This window comes from Maribacter hydrothermalis (assembly GCF_001913155.1).
In the GTDB taxonomy this organism is placed as follows: domain Bacteria; phylum Bacteroidota; class Bacteroidia; order Flavobacteriales; family Flavobacteriaceae; genus Maribacter; species Maribacter hydrothermalis.
In genome coordinates this window covers 1,906,936-1,923,892 of sequence record NZ_CP018760.1, presented here as the reverse complement: position 1 = coordinate 1,923,892, position 16,957 = coordinate 1,906,936, and the positions used below count along the sequence as shown (strand labels likewise).

The 16,957-nt window shown below is 33.2% G+C and carries 14 protein-coding genes; 4 read left to right on the top strand and 10 right to left on the bottom strand.

Going from position 1 to position 16,957, the window contains the following annotated elements:
* Positions 1-3: 3 nt before the first annotated feature.
* Positions 4-681 (bottom strand): head GIN domain-containing protein, encoded by a 678-nt coding sequence (locus tag BTR34_RS08255; RefSeq protein WP_068485725.1) that lies wholly within the window; start codon positions 679-681, stop codon positions 4-6.
* Between the two features lie 90 nt (positions 682-771).
* Positions 772-2,964, bottom strand: coding sequence for a ribonuclease R (rnr, locus tag BTR34_RS08250; protein ID WP_068485723.1), 2,193 nt, complete (start codon positions 2,962-2,964; stop codon positions 772-774).
* Between the two features lie 648 nt (positions 2,965-3,612).
* Here rnr and BTR34_RS08245 point away from each other — a divergent pair.
* Positions 3,613-4,044, top strand: coding sequence for an RpiB/LacA/LacB family sugar-phosphate isomerase (locus BTR34_RS08245; protein ID WP_068485721.1), 432 nt, complete (start codon positions 3,613-3,615; stop codon positions 4,042-4,044).
* A 109-nt stretch (positions 4,045-4,153) separates the two neighbouring features.
* Positions 4,154-4,597: a GNAT family N-acetyltransferase gene (locus BTR34_RS08240; RefSeq protein WP_068485719.1), complete on the top strand. Its 444-nt coding sequence runs from the start codon at positions 4,154-4,156 to the stop codon at positions 4,595-4,597.
* Between the two features lie 94 nt (positions 4,598-4,691).
* Here BTR34_RS08240 and BTR34_RS08235 read toward each other — a convergent pair whose 3' ends face one another.
* The 3 genes from BTR34_RS08235 to dcm form a co-directional block, all read right to left on the bottom strand.
* The gene (locus BTR34_RS08235) at positions 4,692-5,066 is read right to left on the bottom strand and encodes a hypothetical protein (RefSeq protein ID WP_068485718.1); all 375 of its coding nucleotides are present in this window, start codon (positions 5,064-5,066) and stop codon (positions 4,692-4,694) included.
* Between the two features lie 80 nt (positions 5,067-5,146).
* Entirely contained in the window at positions 5,147-5,755 is a 609-nt protein-coding gene (locus BTR34_RS08230; protein ID WP_068485716.1) for a hypothetical protein, read from the bottom strand.
* Positions 5,752-6,981 carry a DNA (cytosine-5-)-methyltransferase gene (gene dcm / locus BTR34_RS08225; protein ID WP_068485714.1) on the bottom strand — a complete coding sequence of 410 codons (1,230 nt, stop codon included), beginning with the start codon at positions 6,979-6,981 and terminating at the stop codon, positions 5,752-5,754. The genes BTR34_RS08230 and dcm overlap by 4 nt, the downstream gene beginning before the upstream one ends.
* 56 nt (positions 6,982-7,037) lie before the next feature.
* On the opposite strand from dcm, the gene BTR34_RS08220 reads away from it, so the two are divergent.
* Complete coding sequence (locus BTR34_RS08220; protein WP_068485712.1) at positions 7,038-8,231, top strand: C40 family peptidase; 1,194 nt, start codon at positions 7,038-7,040, stop codon at positions 8,229-8,231.
* Here the strand turns inward: BTR34_RS08220 and BTR34_RS08215 are convergent.
* Positions 8,221-10,353, bottom strand: a complete 2,133-nt coding sequence (locus tag BTR34_RS08215; RefSeq protein ID WP_068485710.1) for an outer membrane protein assembly factor BamB family protein — start codon at positions 10,351-10,353, stop codon at positions 8,221-8,223. The genes BTR34_RS08220 and BTR34_RS08215 overlap by 11 nt on opposite strands.
* A 12-nt stretch (positions 10,354-10,365) precedes the next feature.
* Positions 10,366-11,871, bottom strand: coding sequence for a S10 family peptidase (locus BTR34_RS08210; RefSeq protein ID WP_068485708.1), 1,506 nt, complete (start codon positions 11,869-11,871; stop codon positions 10,366-10,368).
* Between the two features lie 205 nt (positions 11,872-12,076).
* Between BTR34_RS08210 and BTR34_RS08205 the strand changes: the two genes are divergently transcribed.
* Positions 12,077-12,952: a 3-keto-disaccharide hydrolase gene (locus tag BTR34_RS08205; RefSeq protein WP_082960202.1), complete on the top strand. Its 876-nt coding sequence runs from the start codon at positions 12,077-12,079 to the stop codon at positions 12,950-12,952.
* Positions 12,953-12,959: 7 nt separating this feature from the next.
* Here the strand turns inward: BTR34_RS08205 and BTR34_RS08200 are convergent, their stop codons facing one another.
* The 3 genes from BTR34_RS08200 to BTR34_RS08190 all read right to left on the bottom strand — a co-directional run bounded on the left by BTR34_RS08200 (position 12,960) and on the right by BTR34_RS08190 (position 16,952).
* Positions 12,960-14,588: a S41 family peptidase gene (locus tag BTR34_RS08200; RefSeq protein ID WP_068485706.1), complete on the bottom strand. Its 1,629-nt coding sequence runs from the start codon at positions 14,586-14,588 to the stop codon at positions 12,960-12,962.
* Entirely contained in the window at positions 14,569-14,952 is a 384-nt protein-coding gene (gene rnpA, locus BTR34_RS08195; RefSeq protein WP_068485704.1) for a ribonuclease P protein component, read from the bottom strand. Before rnpA ends, BTR34_RS08200 begins: the two co-directional genes overlap by 20 nt.
* Positions 14,953-15,098: 146 nt before the next feature.
* Positions 15,099-16,952: a M1 family metallopeptidase gene (locus tag BTR34_RS08190; RefSeq protein WP_068485702.1), complete on the bottom strand. Its 1,854-nt coding sequence runs from the start codon at positions 16,950-16,952 to the stop codon at positions 15,099-15,101.
* Positions 16,953-16,957: the final 5 nt, after the last annotated feature.

Sequence of the window (16,957 nt, the reverse complement as noted above, 5' to 3'; positions counted from 1 at the left end):
ATTTTACATTCTTTTTATTGTACCACCAAATACTGTTTTTTCTTCCAACTTCTTTGGGTTTCCATATATTAAAACTTCTCCTCCAGCCTTTACAGTAGCTTTTACATAATCTTTTGCGTTAATTTCTGCTCTAGAGCCAGCATTGACGTTAATAGTTGAAAAGTTAGTTGTAAAATTTTTACCTTCATAAATACCTCCTGTATTTATTTGAACATCTTGGAGATTAGAATTACCTTTTGTAATAATAATACCACCAGATACCGACTTTATCAACATTTGTTCAACTTCGGCATTTACAATTACTTCACCACCTTCTTGGGCTTTCAATTCTAAAATATCTTGTTTTATAATACCTTCAGTAACTATTCGAGCATCTTCGTTAACATCAATTACTAAAATATCATTACTATAATAGAGGTCAACAAAAGTTTTATATCCACTAAATATTTTTCCAATTTGCATTCGTATTTTCAGAACACCTTCATTATTTACAATAGCTACTTTACCTGTATTTTCACCTGAAATAATTGCTTTATTCTCTGTAGACTTAATTAAGTTAATAGATAACCCATCAAAACCTTTTAATTCTTTGAAGGAATCTAAATTTTGAGTAATCTTATTATCCTGGCTAATAGCCAAAACACAATTTAAGAGAAACATAAAAACTACAACTTGTTTCATTCTTTACGTATAAATTTGTTTAATAGAGTTGCAACTAAATTTTAAGTTACCCTTCTAATACAGTCACCTTATACCAAATTTCATTCCAAATTAATTATTAGGGTCAGGAATCAAAACAAAATCTAGATGTCTTTTAATTAAATCAGTGCTTTTTACCATAACAGTAACTTCATCACCTAACTGATATTTATTCTTGGTACGCTCTCCAATTATGGCATATTGCTTCTCATCAAATATATAATAATCTCCTTTTATGTCACGAATACGAATCATACCTTCACATTTATTCGAAATAATTTCTACATAAATTCCCCATTCTGTAACACCACTAATAACCCCACGAAATTCCTCATCTTTATGATCCTGCATAAATTTAATTTGCATATACTTTATAGAATCACGTTCCGCACTGGAAGCTAAATATTCCATATCTGAAGAATGTTTACACTTTTTCTGGAACTCTTCTTCTTTAGCGGAAGCTCCACCATCTAGATAATGCTGCAATAAACGATGTACCATAACATCAGGATATCTTCTAATTGGTGATGTAAAATGTGTATAATAATCGAATGCTAAACCATAATGGCCAATATTATCAATAGTATAAACTGCCTTACTCATACTGCGAATTGTAAGTGTATCCACCATATTCTGTTCTTTTTTACCTTTTACATCTTGCAAAAGTTGATTTAAAGATGAACTGATAGATTTTTTATCCTTAAAATCCAATTTATGTCCAAATTTAGATACAATTCCATTTAAAGCCATTAACTTATCTGGATCCGGATCATCATGTATTCTGTAAACAAAAGTCTTTTTAGGTTTTTGTTTACCAATAAATTCAGCAACTTTTCTATTAGCTAAAAGCATGAATTCTTCTATTAGCTTATTGGCATCTTTAGATTCTTTAAAATAAACTCCTATCGGTTCACTATTTTCATCAAGATTGAAACGTACTTCCACTTTATCGAAAGATAATGCACCTAAATCCATTCGCTTTTCACGCATAATCTTTGCTAGGCGGTCCATTTCCAAGGTTGCATGAACAACATCATTGGAAACCTCGTAAGCAGATTCTCTAATAGATATTTCTTGCGGTATGTTACCTTTACCAGTTTCTAAGATATACTGAGCTTCTTCATACGCAAAACGTTCATTAGAATTGATTACAGTACGCCCAAACCACTGATTTTTAATTATTGCATTAGTATCCAGCTCAAAAATAGCAGAAAACGTATATTTTTCTTCGTTTGGTCTTAACGAACAAGCATTATTTGATAAAACTTCTGGCAACATAGGAACTACCCTATCAACCAAATATACAGATGTTGCCCTTTCATAGGCCTCATCATCCAATATGGTTTCTTTTTCTAAATAATGCGAAACATCGGCAATATGAATTCCTATTTCATAATTGCCATTATCTAAAACTTGAAAAGAAAGTGCGTCATCAAAATCTTTAGCATCTTTAGGATCAATTGTAAATGTAAGGACGTCCCTTACATCTCTTCTTTTAAGAATTTCTTCTTGTTTAATACTTGTATCTATGTCATCGGCAAAACGCTGAACTTCAGTTGGGAAGGAATATGGTAATCCATATTCTGCTAAAATAGAGTGTATTTCTGTATCGTGTTCTCCTGGAATTCCAAGTACTTCTGTTACTTTACCAAAAGGAGAATCAACATCATCTGGCCAATCCGTAATTTCCACTATTACCTTTTCACCATTTTTAGCTCCATTTAATTTATCAATCGAAACAAAAATATCGGTGTACATTCTAAAGTCTGTTGGTCGTACAAATGCAAATGTTTTTTGCATATCCACAATACCTACAAAAGTAGTTTTATACCGTTCAATTACTTTTACTATTTCACCTTCTAACTTTTTACTTTTACTTCTAGGATATATATAAACTTCAACTTTATCTTTATGAAAAGCTTTGTTTATTTTATTAGATGGAATAAAAATATCATCATCCATACCTTCAACAACAATATAAGCATTGCCTTTTCCCGTTAGATCTACAGTTCCTTCGTGGTACGATTTTGTATTTTCTAAAACTTTATATTGCCCACGATCAACTTGCTGAATACGTTTCTTTTCATTTAATTCAGTTAATCTTTTTATAAGAAGATTTCTATCTTCAGCACTTGTTATATCTATCTTGGCGGCTATTTGCTTATAATTAAAACTCTTACTTGGTTCTTTTTCTAGAACGGTAAAAATTCCTCTTGTTATTTCATTCTTTCTATGGTTCTTCGCCTTCTTGTTTCTTTTCGACATTAAACTTATTATTTGTTGGAAAATTACGAATTATAATCCACTACCAATTAATTAACCCTTTATAGAATAGTGATGCTCAAATGTTGTTATTAACATATATATCATAATTGCCATTTTTTCTTTTAAATTAAATTAAATTTTGATGATTATTATAGTCTGTTAACAACAGGTATAACTTATTTCTAAAATGTTTGAATTAGTGAAATACTAAAAGTTGTTGACAGCTATAAATACTAATTGATAATTGAAAATCAGTATTTTGAGAAGTTATTAGTTATGGTTGATAACGGCTATTAACATAATTTTATTAATAACTAAATGTAATTTTAATGTTAACTAGGAGCATTTTTTTGATGAAAAAGTACTAATACTTTCTAATATTTTAATTCTTCTTTAGAAGATTAAAAATGTAAGCAGAAGCCAATATTAAAAAGCAAATATTTAACTATGTTTTTTTAAACAATTTATGCATGAAGAAAACCATGCTTATAACATAGTAATTAACAACTATTAAATTTTATTTAAAAACAAATGTTGTCAAGTGCTTAAATTTTGTTGTCAATGTTCGATTATTGTACCTTTAGCCTGCATTTTATCGATCCCCCGTATGATAAATTATGAACTATTAACCTATAAATAATACACTTAATGAAAATAGCTATTGGTAATGACCATGCGGGTACTGAGTATAAGCTAGCTATACTTGGTTTATTAAAATCAAAACAAATTGAAGTTATAAACTATGGTACCGATGGTACGGATAGTGTTGATTATCCAGATTTTGCTCATCCTGTTGCTCAAGATGTTGAAAAAGGAATCGTAGATTTTGGAATTTTAATTTGTGGTAGTGGTAATGGAGCTTGTATGACTGCTAATAAACAACAAAATGTTAGAGCTGCTTTATGTTGGACCAAAGAAATAACCCAATTAGCAAGAGAGCATAACGACGCTAACATTATTAGTTTACCTGCTAGATACATAGCATTGCCGCAAGCACTGGAAATGATTTCAACGTTTATAAACACGCCTTTTTCTGGTGGTAGACATGAACGTAGAATAGAAAAAATACCACTTCAATAATAAGTAGTATAGTAATGTTAATAACCTAAGGAGTATTACTATAATCTGTTTTAAAACAAGTACTTACAATATATAAGTTGTAAACAATATCACTTAATTAAGCATATTTATGTTAGATATTAAAGTAAAAGAATTTGGTGAAATAACAACATTAGAACTTTATGAAGTACTTCAACTTAGAACTGAAATTTTTGTTGTTGAACAAGATTGTGTTTATCAAGATTTAGATGGGAAAGATGATAAAGCAATTCATGTAATAGGTTATAATAATAATAAGATTGTTGCTTATACTAGAATATTTAAACCTGGTTATTATTTTAACGAGTCTAGTATTGGTAGGGTTGCCGTACATAAAGAATATAGAAATTATGGTTATGGGAAGGATATCATGCAAGCATCCATTAACGCTGTAAAAGAAAAATTTAATGAAGATGATATTAAAATATCAGCTCAGGTTTATTTAACTAAATTTTATACGGAATTAGGCTTTAGAACAATAGGTGAAGGCTATTTAGAAGATGGAATTCCACATATTGCAATGATTAAAAATTAAAAATTAAAAATGACCGTTTTTAACGGTCATTTTTACAAATTTTTATTTTCAAATTTTACCTAGAAGGGTATGAAATATATTCCATTACAGAGTCCTATATTTTAATAGGGGTTTTGTTACTAAGGTTAATATCTTCAAGCATATTATCTGTAAATTTATAATGCCCTTTAGTCGTAATAATTCTAAATCGGTTAGAGTTCATTCTACTCAAGGTATCTAAAAACAACCATTTAGATTTTAATAATCTAGTTTTTGGAGATTTAAGACTAATATCGAAATAGTATTTTCTACCATTTTTAATAGCAACAATATCTGGAGTAATATTATCATTTTTACCTTTTCTGGAGTATGATTTAGGGGTTTCATAACCTTCCATATCGGCTTTAATATTCTCGAAACCAGTAGCTTCTAAATGCTGTATTGATTTTTCTAAAAACGCTATATTTTCTGACTTTTCTACTTTTACCATACCTAGTAAAATAACAAAAAAAACGAGAATTCCAAATTTTAAACGCTGATTAACAATATGTTGTGCTAAAAGACATATTTTTAAACCAATCGTTTAGCAATTCCTTGTTCAATTAAAAAGTCTAATTTTAGTATTAGATTAATTGGTTTTTCGGCTTTATTCTTTTTTGAAAAATATAAATAACCCTCATTTCTACTATTTAATTCAGCTAGCTTTAGTTTACCGTTAATGTTCTTATTTTCATCACAATACTTATCTAAAATTTGCTTTGTTAATTTTAATTGAATTAAAAAAGAACACAGTTTACTTCTATTAACCAATGTTATTTTACAACTGGTATATACTCCTGGTTCGTCTTCGTAAATAGCAGTAACTAAAGCATAAAAATCTGTTTCTTTATCTTCATCGAAAAGCCAACCTTGTTTATAAATATTGTTCTTGTGGTATCCTAACTCAAATGCAAATGTTGGTAAATCCTCATTTATATAATCTAGTTGTGCTTTTTCATCAATATTGTAAATAACCTTGGTATGGTTATGTATAAACTGAACGTCTATACCAGCTAATTGGTTTTTAATATCATGTACACGGGTTGTGCTGTAAGAGAATAACTGTTTTTTATAGTACACATCTAATAATAAAGAAAGTTGTTTCTCTTTTTTTAAATCAGATGCGAACTTGCTTTTCATGATTCACTTATTTTCTTGGCTAAAATCTGACCTATTTTTTGAACAACCCCAACGACTAATGCATTACCCATAAAAAAAGCTCTTTTGGTATTTGAAATACCTTCTAAAAAGGTATGGTTATCGGGGAACATGTTTAAACGTTCTAGTTCTATTGGAGTTAATCGTCGTAATCCCTTTTTAGTTTGAATAACGTGCTTAAAACGTGACGGACTTTTACCACCTTCCCCAGTTATAATGGTTCTTGATGCATTGTCTAGGGCATCCGGAAAAATCATTCTTCCTTCGCTGTAACTATACGAATAACCAGTTTTGGCAGTTCGTGTTTCTTTTTTTGCTCCTTTTAAATATTCCCATTTTTCATATGCATTTTCTTTAATATAATATTCTTCAGCTATATTACCTTTTTCTAATATATCTTCTAAAACGGTTCTTTTTCCATCAAAATTAGGAGTGGTTTTAGTAGTATATACTTTTCCATCTATAAAAACACCTGTATTTTGGAATGGAGATAATTTAGCACCAACATTAAAATTTTCTGATAATGAAACTAAATCCTCATCAATAGTAAAAGATGTTATCAGAGAAGAAGTACTGGAAATTGGAAATGCAGATGTTATTGTACCAGATTCAAAAATCCATTCTTTTGGCGTGTTCTTTTTAAACTGTTTGTAAAGCGCCGTAGATTTATGATATCCTAAAAAGAAAATTCGTCGCCGCCGTTGAGGCATACCATAATCAGCAGCATTAATTACCCTCCATTCTACAGCATACCCTAAATCATCAAGGCTTTTAAGCATAATTGCGAAATCTCTTCCTCTTTGGTTTGACGGAGATTTAAGCAACCGGTCTACATTTTCTAGAAATAAATATTTAGGAGCATTTTTTTTCTCTGATAATATTCTATGAATTGTCCACCATAAAACTCCTTTTTTACCAATTAAACCTTTGGAGTTTTGTAATGTTGTTGCCACAGAATAATCTTGGCAAGGAAAGCCACCGACTAACATATCTGCATCAGGAATATCTTTGGTAACCACTTCGGAAATATCTTTATTACTATGGTTTTGCTTTCCAAACCTAGCTTCGTAAACTAAAGAAGCATGCTGTGTTTTTGTACTAGGTTCCCACTGATTACTATAAACTACAGAATACGCATTAGTATCTTCAAGGGCTAAACGAAATCCGCCAACACCTGCAAAAAGTTCTATGACCTTAAGTTTCTTCATTTGCGATAAAATTACATAAATTCACAAGGCTAATACTATAAGAAACTATTTTAGGCATGAAGACAACACTGTACCATAAAGCTTATGTATTGATTTTGATATTATTAAATATGTCCTGTGGCATCAATATTGAGGAAAAAAATATTCTGGTTCGGGAGGTAGAAAGTGTTAAAAAACACTTTGCTCCAGATAAACGGACAGCACTTTTTAATATAGATGTTTTATCTGGTTCTTCAAATTTTACATTAGTAGGCGAAAGTAATTTACCAAATGCTGTGGATTCTCTGAAAGCGGTTTTACATAAAAAAGGTATTGAGGTAGAAGACCATATTAAAATACTTCCATCATTGGATTTAAAGGGAAAAACAAAAGCAGTTATTAATATTTCAGCAGCTAATTTAAGAAGTAACCCAAAGCACTCTGCAGAGTTGGCAACACAAGCTATTCTTGGTACTGAAGTGAATGTTTTAAAAAATGATGGAGATTGGTATTTGATACAAACACCGGATGATTATTTAGCATGGGTAGATTCCGGTGGAATTCAGTTAATGAATGAGGAAAGTTTATTGCAATGGACAACTTCAAAAAAGATTATATATACTAAAACCTATGGTCATGCATATAATACTATAGATGAAGAAAGCATTGTTTCTGATTTAGTAGCTGGTAATATATTAAAGTTTTTAAATGAAGAAAATGGTTTTTATAAAGTTGAATTTCCTGATGGTAGAAAAGCTTTTGTACGTAAAAATGAAGCTGAAGATTATAATACATGGTTGTCTAATTTAGATTTTGAAGCTGATTCATTGATAGCAATCTCTAAAACATTAATTGGTGTTCCATATTTGTGGGGAGGCACGTCAACCAAAGGAGTAGACTGTAGTGGTTTTACCAAGACTATTTATTATTTAAATGGAATGGTCATACCACGTGATGCATCGCAACAAGTGCATGCCGGTAAATCTATAGACTCTATTTCAGATTTTAGTAAGTTAGAAAAGGGGGATTTGTTGTTTTTTGGACGAAAAGCTACCGAAACTACCACAGAAAAAGTGGTACATGTTGGTATGTGGATTGGGGATAATAAATTTATACATTCGTCGAATATGGTACGGATAAGTAGTGTAGATAAAAATTCTCCGAACTTTGATGAATTTAATGTTGGCCGCTATTTGAGGTCGAAAAGAATACTTAATATGGAGGATAAAAATATTATTAATCTTAAAAAACGAGATACTATTAAGGGTTAGGTAAAGAAAATGCAATGATTTGATTTCCTTTTTTAGTTCCTAGCTTTTCACCACCGCAAGCAAGAACAATATATTGTTTACCATTATATTCATAAGTAGCGGGCGTTGCAAATGAAGCTGCAGGCAATTCATATTCCCAAAGAAGAGTACCTGTTTTTTTATCAAATGCCCTCAAATAACCATCTTTGGTAGCAGCGATGAGTATAAGTCCGTTTTTTGTAATAATTGGCCCACCATAATTTTCGGTACCTGTAGTTGGGAACCCTTTTTCTTTAAGTTCCAAAGTTTCACCAAAAGGTATTGACCATAAAAAATCACCAGTGTTTAAATCAATTGCATTCAATGTTCCCCATGGTGGCGATATACCGGGTAAGCCATTACTATCTAAGAATTTATTATAACCACTATGCTGATAAACATACAAATTTTCACTTGATGCAATCTCCATTTTATCATTAGTATTGGTTTCCTCTTCATTAAACAAAAACTGAACTAAAGCCTCTTTTTCAGTAGCTGATAAAGTTGGAAATCCAGTCATCATTCCTTTACCATTTGTAATGATAGAAACAATTTCATTTTTACTTTTTTTAAGTTGTATATCTATTAAAGAGGGAAAACCGCTAGATGATACCCCAGTTCTATATGGTTGATGGCATGTTGCACATTTATTAGAATAAATAGTTGAACCAATGGTAAGTTCTTCTATTGGAGTTTTCTTTATATTCATTTGAAGGTTCCAGGCCATTTCATTCGAGTTTACATATAAAATTCCATCGTCGGGATCAACACCGGCGCCACCCCATTCAGCTGCCCCATCATAACCCGGCAACAACAAAGTAGGAGTCAGGTTTGGTGGACTATAAACTTCTTTTTCTGCAGATTCAAAAATTCTTATAAGCTCTTCTTTATTGTCGGCATAAGGACTAATATCGTTTTTAGTTAGTTCATTAGATTGCCGTGCAAATGGTTTAGGTTTGTTTGGTATGGGCTGTGTTGGCCAAGCATTTTCACCTACTAATTTTGAAGGAGGCACAGGTACTTCTTCAATTTCAAATAAAGGCTCTCCAGTTAATCTGTTAAATAAATAAACAAACCCTTGTTTGGTAATTTGTGCTACCGCCTTTATTTTTTGCCCATTATGTTTTACTGTTAATAGATTAGGTGGGGCAGGAAGATCACGGTCCCAAATATCATGATGTGTAAATTGAAAATGCCATAGATATTCTCCGTTATTTACATTTAAGGCAACTAAAGAATTAGCAAATAAATTACTCCCTAAACGGTCTCCACCGTAAAAATCTGGGGCTGCAGACCCAGTAGGAATATAAATAATTTCTGCTTCTTCATCTAAGGCCATTCCGGCCCAATTATTAGCTGCACCAATAGTTGGATTTTTATAGGCATTAGGGTCTTCCCATGTTTCATAACCTAATTCACCTGGGTGTGGAATAGTATGAAAAATCCATTCTAACTTTCCTGTAATTACATTAAAAGCCATGACATCTCCAGGAGCAGCGTCTGAACCTTCAGATATACGCAAAGGCATTACTATAAGGTCTTTAAATACTGTTCCTGGGGTATTTGAGATAACAAATTTTTCTTTGGCGGAATCAGGCATACCAGAACGCATATCAATTTTACCTTCAACACCAAAAGAAGGCACTGGCTTTCCAGTAAGTGCATCTAAGGCATATAGATTAGCACCACGTGTGCATAGTATTCGTTTATCATCATCTTTCTCCCAATAAGAGACACCTCTACTTGTAGAGTGCCATACTTGAACAGAATCTCCAAACTGCCACAACTCTTTTCCTGTTTCGGCATGGAGAGCGACTACTCTTAAAGCTGCGGTAACACCATAGACGATACTATCAACTACCAAAGGATTCATTTGCATTTGTCCCCAATCTGCTGATTCGTAACGCCAAGCAACATGTAATTGAGAAACGTTATTTGGTGTTATTTGTTCGAGTGTGGTAAAATGACTTCTTCCCGAATCTCCTAGATATGATGACCAAGTAGTATAGGCTTTATCGTCCCCTTTTGAAGATTTTTCTGTGCAGGCACTTAATATTATAAGTGAAAGTACCAATATTCTAATCAAATTGGTGATGATCTTCATTAAAGGATAATATTAATTGGCAGTTATAAACTCACGAATATCTTTGCTTAATTGTATTAAATCTGGCTCGTGTGTATACATCATATGGCCACCTTCATAATATTTCATTTGCACACGTTCCTTAACTATGCCGTTTCTATCAAAAGTATACTCCGCATCAAAAAACGGAGTAATTAAATCATAATACCCACTAGCAACCATAATTTTCATTGCTGTGTTTCTACGCATGGTTTCTCCTAATTCAGGAGCGGTATTTACAGGCATTGGTTCCCAATATTGACTATCCGGTACAGTTCTCCATCTCCAATTAGAACCACCACCAGATGTTATATAGGGCCTATCCATTTTTATTTTTAATTCCGAAGCAAAATAATGGTTAAGACTAGCGGTGTAAGCCGCACTTATTTGATAACTAGCGGCATCGCCCAAATGTGGTTTTTCAGAGACTTTATCTTCCTCATCACCCATAAAACGGCCATCTAACCTACCAATAGCCAAACCTTTATCTAGTAACAATTGTTTTTGAAAACGGCCCATTAATATTCTTAAGTTAGATTGTAGAATATAGGTTTTATCTAAGCCAGTGAAATAGGCTAATTTTTCGGCTATGGCATTTTTCTCGTTTTCATTTAAAAGATTGCCTTTGTAAAGCGCTGGTATATATGTATTGTAGGTGAAATCACGACATTCTTGAGTAAAGTCCACTAAAGATTTACCTTGACCTGCTTTTTTATGATACCAAGCAGTAGCGGCCATACTAGGTAAATAAGTTATGAATGATGTTATATTATTAGGTTCGGAGGTAGAACCAGCATAATCTAAAGCTTGAGATATTAAAATCATTCCGTTTAAGGCCATGTTTTGTCCAGAACCCTCTAAGGCATTACCAAGTGCAGCAGCACGCGTGGTACCATAACTTTCACCCGCTAAGTATTTTGGAGAAAACCAGCGTTCATTATCAGTTACCCACGTTCTAATAAATTGTGCAAAAGAATCTACATCTTCTTTAAGCCCGTAAAAATCTTCACCTTCACCTGTACCTACTAACCTACTATAACCTGTGCCTACGGGGTCTATAAATACTAAGTCGGTTATATCTAATAAGCCATGTTCGTTGTTTATTAAATTATAAGGTGCAGCTCCATCATCTTGTATGGCGTCAGAATCTACTTTTACAATTTTAGGACCAAAGAACCCCATGTGTAGCCACATAGAAGCAGAACCTGGGCCGCCATTAAAAACAAAGGTTACGGGCCTTTTAGTAACATCGCCTATAGCCGTTTTTGTATAGGCTACCGACCAAAATGTTGCAATAGAGTCCCCTTCTTTATTAGTTAAAAAAGTTTCTTTTGCAGTTGTGGTATAGTCGATGGTTCTACCTCCAAAAACACCTTGATGTTTGGTGACAAAAGATTTTGCTTCTGGTATTGGTTTAAGGGGAGTTTCTTTTTTAGATTCCTGAGCATTTGAAAATAAACTTAACAAAATACTGGAGGCAATTAATAAGTGAATACGCATAATTTATGTTGTTGAGATATGATACTTGCGGTTTGTTAATTTAAAAGTAGCGATAATAAATGAACTCATTGTGTTGGTATTTAAAATCAAATTGGTATAAAGACCATAATAATTTTATTACAGAACAATTATTATATTTAGGAGCATATTAATACCTATGGTTTTCAGCTAATATCATTAACTATTTACTCTAAGACTATTTCAAATGAGAAGAAAAGTACTTATGTCGGGCTTATTAATTAACGCATTTATATTTTCAATAGGGATTGGAGTATCGCAAGCACAACAGGCGGAAGATGGTTGGGAAACCATGTTTAATGGTACTAATTTAGACGGATGGACAACTAAAATTCATCATTACGAAGTGGGTGATAATTATGGAGATACGTTTAGAGCCGAAGATAATATGGTGAAAGTTAGGTACGACAACTACGAGGGGGATTTTAATGACCGGTTTTCCCATTTATATTACAATCAGCCATTTTCTGATTTTCACTTAACCATGCAGTATCGTTTTGTTGGTGAGCTATACCAAGGAGCACCAGAGTATACGATTAAAAATAGCGGTATCATGTTTCATTCACAAGACCCTAAAACAATGTTGAAAGAACAAGATTGGCCCATATCTGTAGAGATGCAGTTTTTGGCAGGAGTAGAAGAAGGTAAGGAGCGCCCAACCGGTAATATGTGTTCACCAGGTACCGATGTGGTTTATAACGGTAAAATTGACCCAAGACATTGTATTAATTCTACCTCAGACACTTATTTTGGGGAACAATGGGTAACGGCAGAGTTAATAGTGCTACACGACTCTTTAGTTACACATATTATCAACGGAAAAACTGTATTGGAGTATACAAAACCACAAATAGGAGGAGGAGTAGCAAATGGTTTTGACCCTAAAATTAAACAAGATGGCAAACCCTTAAAAGAAGGAATGATTGCTTTGCAAAGTGAAGGGCAACCAATAGATTTCAAGGATATTAAAATTAGGAATCTAAAAGGGTGCATGGACCCAAATGCTATTAATTACAAAGAGTATTATGTGGTTTCAGACGCTAGAACGTGTGCTTACGAATAGTATTATACTATTTAAAAATTGCGCTATACTTAGAATTATTACCCAATAATTCTGTAGCGGCTAAAATTGCATCGTCATTAGTTAGGTAATACTGGTACAAACCATCTCGGTAAAAATAACGGGTAACTATTTCATCTTCTAGGTTTTTTTGAATCTCGCTTTGGTACTTATCTAAAGCATTGATCTTACCTTTTTCAATATTTGCTAAAAGTGTTTTGTAACTATCCTTAACATCAGTACCTAAGAAATCATTTTCGTCTCCCGAAAGGGCATTTTTAATTGCTTTTTCGGCTTTGGTTTCAAAAGAGAAATTACTTTGCTTTACATAGTCTTTAAATTCGTTAAAATCACTATCGGTAAATTTAAAATCAGAAACCGAGGTGTAGTTATGTGCATAATGATAGTCGGTTGCATAGTCAAAAATAACGTTGTTTTGAAGCAAGGCTAACGTAAGGTCATTTGTTTTTGAGGTTGCAATTTCAATATCCGGTAGAACACCTCCACCATCTTGTACTTTTCGGCCATTACGGGTAGAGAAATCATTAAATGTGGTGTTTCTAACTGCATTTCCCGAGTCGTCTCTATTCCAATAATCCAATGCCTGTATGCAACGACCCGAAGCAGTGTAGTATCTAGAGATAGTAACTTTTAACTGTGTGCCATAGGTAAGTTTAAGCGGACGTTGTACTAAACCTTTACCGAAACTTCTGGCACCCATAATAACGGCTCTGTCTAAATCTTGTAAACTGCCAGATACAATTTCACTGGCAGAAGCACTACTTCCATTTACTAAAACTACTAACGGAATTTCTTCATCTACCGCTTGGTTAGTTGTGTGGTATTCGCGATTGAATTTTTTAACCTTAGATTTTGTGGTAACTACAAGTTCCCCTTTAGGTACAAATAAGTTCGTAACATTAATAGCTTCAGATAATAATCCGCCAGGATTACCTCTTAGATCTAGTATAATTTTTTCAGCGCCTTTTCCTTTTAAATCTAATAAAGCAGATTTTGTTTGTTCAGTGGCTTTAGCGTTAAACTTTGCTAAAACGATATACCCTGTTTTATTATCAATCATTTTAAAAAAAGGAACAGCATCAACCTCTATACCCTCACGAGTAATGGACGTGGTACTTATTTTTCCTTGTCTTTTATAGGTAACATTCACGGTAGAGCCATTTGCGCCTTTTAAGAGCTCACTGGCGTTGTCTTCAAAATCCGTTACTTTGATATCTCCTATTTGAATTATTTCGTCTCCGGCCTTTAAACCAGCTTTGTCCGCTGGGTAGCCTTCATGTGGTTCTACAATTAATAATCTATCTTTAAAAGAGCGTACCATAGCTCCTATTCCTGAATATTCACCAGCATTGTTAATTCTATAGGACTCTACATCTTGCTCATTTAAAAATTTGGTATAAGGATCTAATTCTTCTAGCATGTTTTTAATGGCGGTATCCATTAATTCGGCCGGGTTGGTTTCGTCTACATAATTCATGTTCAATTCTTTGAACAATGTGGTAAAGATTTCTATTTGCTTAGCAATTTCAAAGAAGTCGCTTTTATAACTACTTCCTATAAAAAGAAAGGCAATAGCTATTATGGGTACAAGAACTTTTTTACTTACTATTTTTTTCATCAATTTGTAGCTTAAACTTGTTCAATACCTGCTTCATTTTCTGGTCTAATTGGATAAAAGAAGGCATATCCTTACCAAGGTATAAAAATAGAAACGCAAACTTAGCATCTGTATTGTTAAAAACCAATGCTTTATTAAGCCTGTACGACTCTCGCAGTAAACGTTTGATCTTGTTTCGGTCTACGGCACTTTTAAAATTCCGTTTGGAAACAGTAACGCCAGTTTGTAATGGTTTATCGTTATTCTCCGTAGACAAATAAATTAATTTCAATGGATAAACAGAAACACCTTTACCTTCATCAAACAATTGTGTGATGAGGGCTTTACTCTTAAGTTTTTCCTTTTTTCCGAAAGATTGGTCCATTAAAATTAGTATTGAAAGTATTTACTGGATAAACGAGCTTTATAAAGCTACGCTCCGTTCTTCGCTATTAATTCTCTATTTGTTGCGCCTAAGTAATTTGCCCCCATAAATGAGGGCATAAATTGCTTAAAGTTTAGCAAAAGAAACTACTCTGCTTGCCAAACATTATTTTCTAAAATAATGTCAGCCATTAGTTGAGAAGGATCTATAACAATTGCTTTTATTGATGATAGTGGTTTGTTGATTACAAAACTATAAGTTGGGTAAGCCCAGGCCCAATCTTCTATAATTGTTCGTTCAATACCAGCATACGGATTCTCCTTTTCACCACGCATCATACGTAAAGGAGCGTAGAAAGTTTCTTTGGTATCATCATTATAGACCACTAAAATATCTAAAGGCATTGGCATAGTACCTAAACGCTCTAAAGTTACTTTTGTAGTATTTTCTGCAGCAATAACTTCTTTAATTCCGTAGTCAATAGTGTTAGTGGTTTGGGTCCAATCGGTTAAATACCAATCTAGCTCAAAACCGGAAACTTTTTCAGCTACTCGTTTAATATCATTTGGTACCGGGTGCTTAAATTTAAATTCATCATAGTACCTACGAATGGTCTCCATTAATTTGTCTTGACCAATTACATATCCTAATTGCGATAAAAAGATAGAACCTTTGCTATAGGCAGATACTCCGTATGCAAAGTTTAGGTCATAACGGTCTGCATGGGTTGTTTGTGGCTGTTCTTTTCCAGACAGTGCTAGGTTTCTATACCCTTTGTAGGTACCCTCAAAAGGGTTTTCTTTTTCATAGTCCATAATCTCACTCATACAAAGTTTAGAAATAAAGGAGGTAAACCCTTCATCCATCCATTCATGTTTAGCTTCGTTCGTAGCTAATATGTGTTGAAACCATGAATGCGCCATTTCGTGCGCCATTACACCAACAAGGCTACCAAAGGTACGATCACCGGTTATTAAAGTTGACATAGCATATTCCATACCGCCGTCGCCACCTTGTATAACCGAATATTGATCATACGGATATTTACCTATATTCTTATTAAAAAACTCCATTGCTGCAACGGTTTTAGGCTGAAGGTTTTTCCAGTTTTCTAAGATTTTAGGATTGTTTTTATAAAGAAAATGTAGCACAGGACCATTAGGAACTTGTTGAATGTCATGAATATAGTCAGGGTCAGCAGCCCACATAAAATCATGAACCATAGGGGCTTTAAAATGCCATGTTAATGTCTTGCCTTTTTGTTTCTTAATTTTTGTTCCAGCATTTTCATAACCATGACCAATTTCATTTGGGTTTTGAAGATAACCGGTACCACCAACGGTATACGTTTTGTCTAAAGTTAATTTCACATCAAAATCCCCCCAAACACCTTGAAACTCACGAGCAATATAAGGATCTGCATGCCAACCTTCAAAATCATATTCCGCCAATTTTGGATACCATTGGCTCATAGATAAGGCAACACCTTCTTCACTATTTCTACCAGAACGTCTAATTTGTAATGGCACTTGACCTTTAAACGCCATATTAAAAGTAGACTTGCTACCTGCGGCAATGGGAGAGGCTAATTCAACTACCAATACGGTACCTTCCTCTGAAAAAGAAACTTCTTTACCATCTTGAGTTAAAGTAGTCGGGTGTAAATATCCCATTTCGCTCTCTGTAAGAGTTGCTATTCTACTTTTCTTTTCTTTAGTAATCATTCTATCATCTGGATCTGCAATAGACTGTAAACGAATATCCATTTCACTACCAGGTTGAAAGGCATTAAAATATAAATGGAAGTAAACCCTTTTTAATTCGTCTGGCGAGTTATTCGTGTATACTAAAGTTTGTGTTCCGGTATATTGAAAAGTATCAACATCCATATCCACTTCCATAGTATAATCTACATGTTGTTGCCAATAGTCAGTTTTATTCTGAGCTACTAGCCCTATTGCAAATAAAACGGTTAAAAAAGTAAAAATTGATTTAGTCATCTTTG